This is a genomic window from uncultured Sphingomonas sp. (assembly GCF_964250165.1).
Lineage (GTDB): Bacteria > Pseudomonadota > Alphaproteobacteria > Sphingomonadales > Sphingomonadaceae > Sphingomonas.
Genome location: NZ_CAXUEK010000096.1, coordinates 1 through 2,559, shown reverse-complemented (window position 1 = coordinate 2,559; position 2,559 = coordinate 1). Strand labels below are relative to the sequence as shown.

3 protein-coding genes and 2 pseudogenes (1 of these 5 only partly in view) are annotated in these 2,559 nt (G+C 73.5%); 3 read left to right on the top strand and 2 right to left on the bottom strand.

Annotated elements, in window-relative coordinates:
- Nucleotides 1–355 (top strand): annotated as a pseudogene (locus ACFE64_RS14145) (class I SAM-dependent RNA methyltransferase); it begins 952 nt to the left of the window's first position.
- Here the strand turns inward: ACFE64_RS14145 and truA are convergent.
- Together truA and fmt are read right to left on the bottom strand one after the other, a co-directional pair.
- Nucleotides 300–1,046 (bottom strand): tRNA pseudouridine(38-40) synthase TruA, encoded by a 747-nt coding sequence (gene truA, locus ACFE64_RS14140; RefSeq protein WP_375393103.1) that lies wholly within the window; start codon nt 1,044–1,046, stop codon nt 300–302. The pseudogene ACFE64_RS14145 and the gene truA overlap by 56 nt on opposite strands.
- On the bottom strand, nt 1,043–1,954 hold the full coding sequence (fmt, locus tag ACFE64_RS14135; RefSeq protein WP_375393098.1) for a methionyl-tRNA formyltransferase: 912 nt from the start codon (nt 1,952–1,954) through the stop codon (nt 1,043–1,045). The genes truA and fmt overlap by 4 nt, the downstream gene beginning before the upstream one ends.
- A 74-nt stretch (nt 1,955–2,028) precedes the next feature.
- Here fmt and ACFE64_RS14130 point away from each other — a divergent pair, with 74 nt between their 5' ends.
- Together ACFE64_RS14130 and ACFE64_RS14125 are read left to right on the top strand one after the other, a co-directional pair.
- Entirely contained in the window at nt 2,029–2,226 is a 198-nt protein-coding gene (locus ACFE64_RS14130) for a hypothetical protein (protein WP_375393097.1), read from the top strand.
- Nucleotides 2,227–2,270: 44 nt separating this feature from the next.
- Nucleotides 2,271–2,559 (top strand): annotated as a pseudogene (locus tag ACFE64_RS14125) (recombination protein RecR); the annotation flags it as partial.

Genomic DNA, 2,559 nt, shown 5'->3' with positions numbered 1-2,559 from the left:
GGGGCGGGCGCAGCGCGCGCTGCTGGTGGAACACCGCGACCTGTTCCGCCGGCCGCTGGATGCCAGGGAGCTCGACCGGTTCGACGCGGTGGTGCTCGATCCGCCCCGCGCCGGCGCGCGCGACCAGGCCGCCGCGCTCGCCGTTGCGACGGGGCCGCAGGCGATCGCCTATGTGTCGTGCAATCCGAGCAGCTTCGCGCGCGATGCGAAGACGCTGGCGGACGGCGGCTGGCGGCTCGACTGGGTGCAGCCGGTCGGCCAGTTCCGCTGGTCGACGCATGTCGAGCTGGTCGGGCGGTTCAGTCGCCAGGATAGTCCGCCGCCACGAACCACAGCCCGTCCGGCGGCGCGTTGAGCCCCAGCGCCGCCCGGTCCCGCGCCGCCAGCGCGTCCGCCAGATCGCTCGCCGACCACCGCCCGAGCCCGACCAGCGCCAGGCAGCCTACCATCGAGCGCACCTGATGATGCAGGAACGACCGCGCCGCCGCGCGCACCGTCACCCGGTCCCCCGCCCGCGTCACCTCCAGCCGATCGAGCGTCCGCAGCGGGCTGTCCGCCTGGCAGTGCGCCGAGCGGAACGTCGTGAAGTCGTGTCGCCCCACCAGCCGCGCCGCGCTTGCCTGCATCGCGGCCTCGTCCAGCGGCCGCGCCACCTGCCACGCCAGGCCCTTCCCGGCGGTCAGCGGCGCGCGCCGGTTGACGATCCGATACTCATAGGCGCGGCCGACACAGGAGAAGCGCGCATGCCAGTCGTCCGGGACGACCACGCACGCCAGCACCGCGACCGGCGCCGGCCGCAGCCGCGCGTTCAACGCCTCCATCAGCCGGAACGGCGCGATCGGCTTCGCCACATCGAGATGCGCCCGCATCGCCAGCGCGTGGACGCCGGCATCGGTCCGCCCGGCCGCGTGCACCGCCGTCGCCTCGTCCGTGACCGCCAGCGCCGCCTGCTCCAGCGCCTGCTGCACGCTCGGCCCGTGCGCCTGCCGCTGCCAGCCCATGAACGGCCGCCCGTCATATTCCACCGTCAGCGCGAAGCGTGTCAGACGGGCGTTCCCGACGCGATCGGGAAGCCGCGCAGCAGCTCGGCGGCGCTCGTCACCCCGCGCCCGGCGCGCTGCACCAGCGTCGGCCGCAGCGCGCCGTTGCCGCACGCGATCGTCAGCCGATCGTCCACCGTCGTCCCCTCGCCGCCGGGGAAGGAGAAGGGCAGCACCTCCGCGGCGAGCAGCTTCACCCGCTCGCCCGCCACCACGAACCACGCGCCGGGGGCGGGGTTCATCGCGCGCACCAGCCGCTCGATGTCGACGGCGGCCCGCGTCCAGTCGATCCGCGCCTCCGCCTTGTCGATCTTGGCGGCGTAGGTGACGCCTTTGTCGGATTGCGGCGTCGCGATCCGGTCGTCGAGCGTCGCCAGCGTCTCGGTCATCAGCGCCGCGCCCATCGCCGCCAGCTCGCCCGCCAGCTCGCCCGCGGTGCGGCCCGCGATCGGGAGTCGCCCGTCGAGCAGCACCGGCCCGGTATCGAGCCCCGCCTCCATCAGCATGATGCACACGCCCGTCTCGGCGTCGCCCGCCAGGATCGCGCGCTGCACCGGCGCCGCGCCCCGCCAGCGCGGCAGCAGCGAGCCGTGGACGTTCAGGAAGCCGCGCGGCGCCACGTCGAGCACCGCGGACGGCAGGATCAGGCCATAGGCCGCGACCACGCCGACCTCCGGCGCCAGCGCCGCCAGCGCCGCCTGCACCTCGGCGGTGCGCAGCGATACGGGCGACCGCACCGGCACCCCCAGCGCCTCCGCCCGCCGCTGGACGGGGGAGGGGACCGACGCGCGCCCGCGCCGCCCGCCGGGCCGCGGCGGCTGGGTATAGGCGGCGAGGACCTCGTGCCCGGCGTCGACCAGCGCATCGAGCGTCGGCACCGCGAAGGCGGGCGTTCCCATGAAAACGACGCGCATGATGGTCTATCGCACGGGTACTACGGGCTCGCAAACATAGCGATCGCTGCTATATCGCGAGCGGAGATTGTGAAATGGCGACGATTGTCCCTGACCAAGAGCCGGCGCTCAACCTTCGCGAGCAGATCGCCCGGATCGATAAAATGCAGGCAGAGATCACGCAGATCAAGCTCAACGCCAAGTTCGAGCCTTGGCGGGTATACCTTGCGGCTGTCGCTTCGGCGGTGGCGCTGTTCGGTGCGGCGGCGGCGTTCTTGAAGCTGATCGGCTGACCTTCTTCTCTAGCGATTTCTGTCGTCCGGCCTAACTGCCGGTTATGGCTTCCCCCGAGATCGAGACGCTCGCCCAGGCGCTGGCCCGGCTGCCCGGGCTCGGGCCGCGCTCGGCGCGCCGCGCGGTGCTGCACCTGCTCAAGCGCCGCGAGGCTGCGCTCGGGCCACTGCTGGCCGCGCTGCAGGCGGTGGAGGCGAACCTCGCCACCTGCTCGACCTGCGGCAATGTCGACACCAGCGATCCGTGCGGGGTCTGCGCCGATCCGCGCCGCGACGCGCGCGCGCTGTGCGTGGTGGAGGAGGTGGCGGATCTGTGGGCGCTCGACCGCTCGC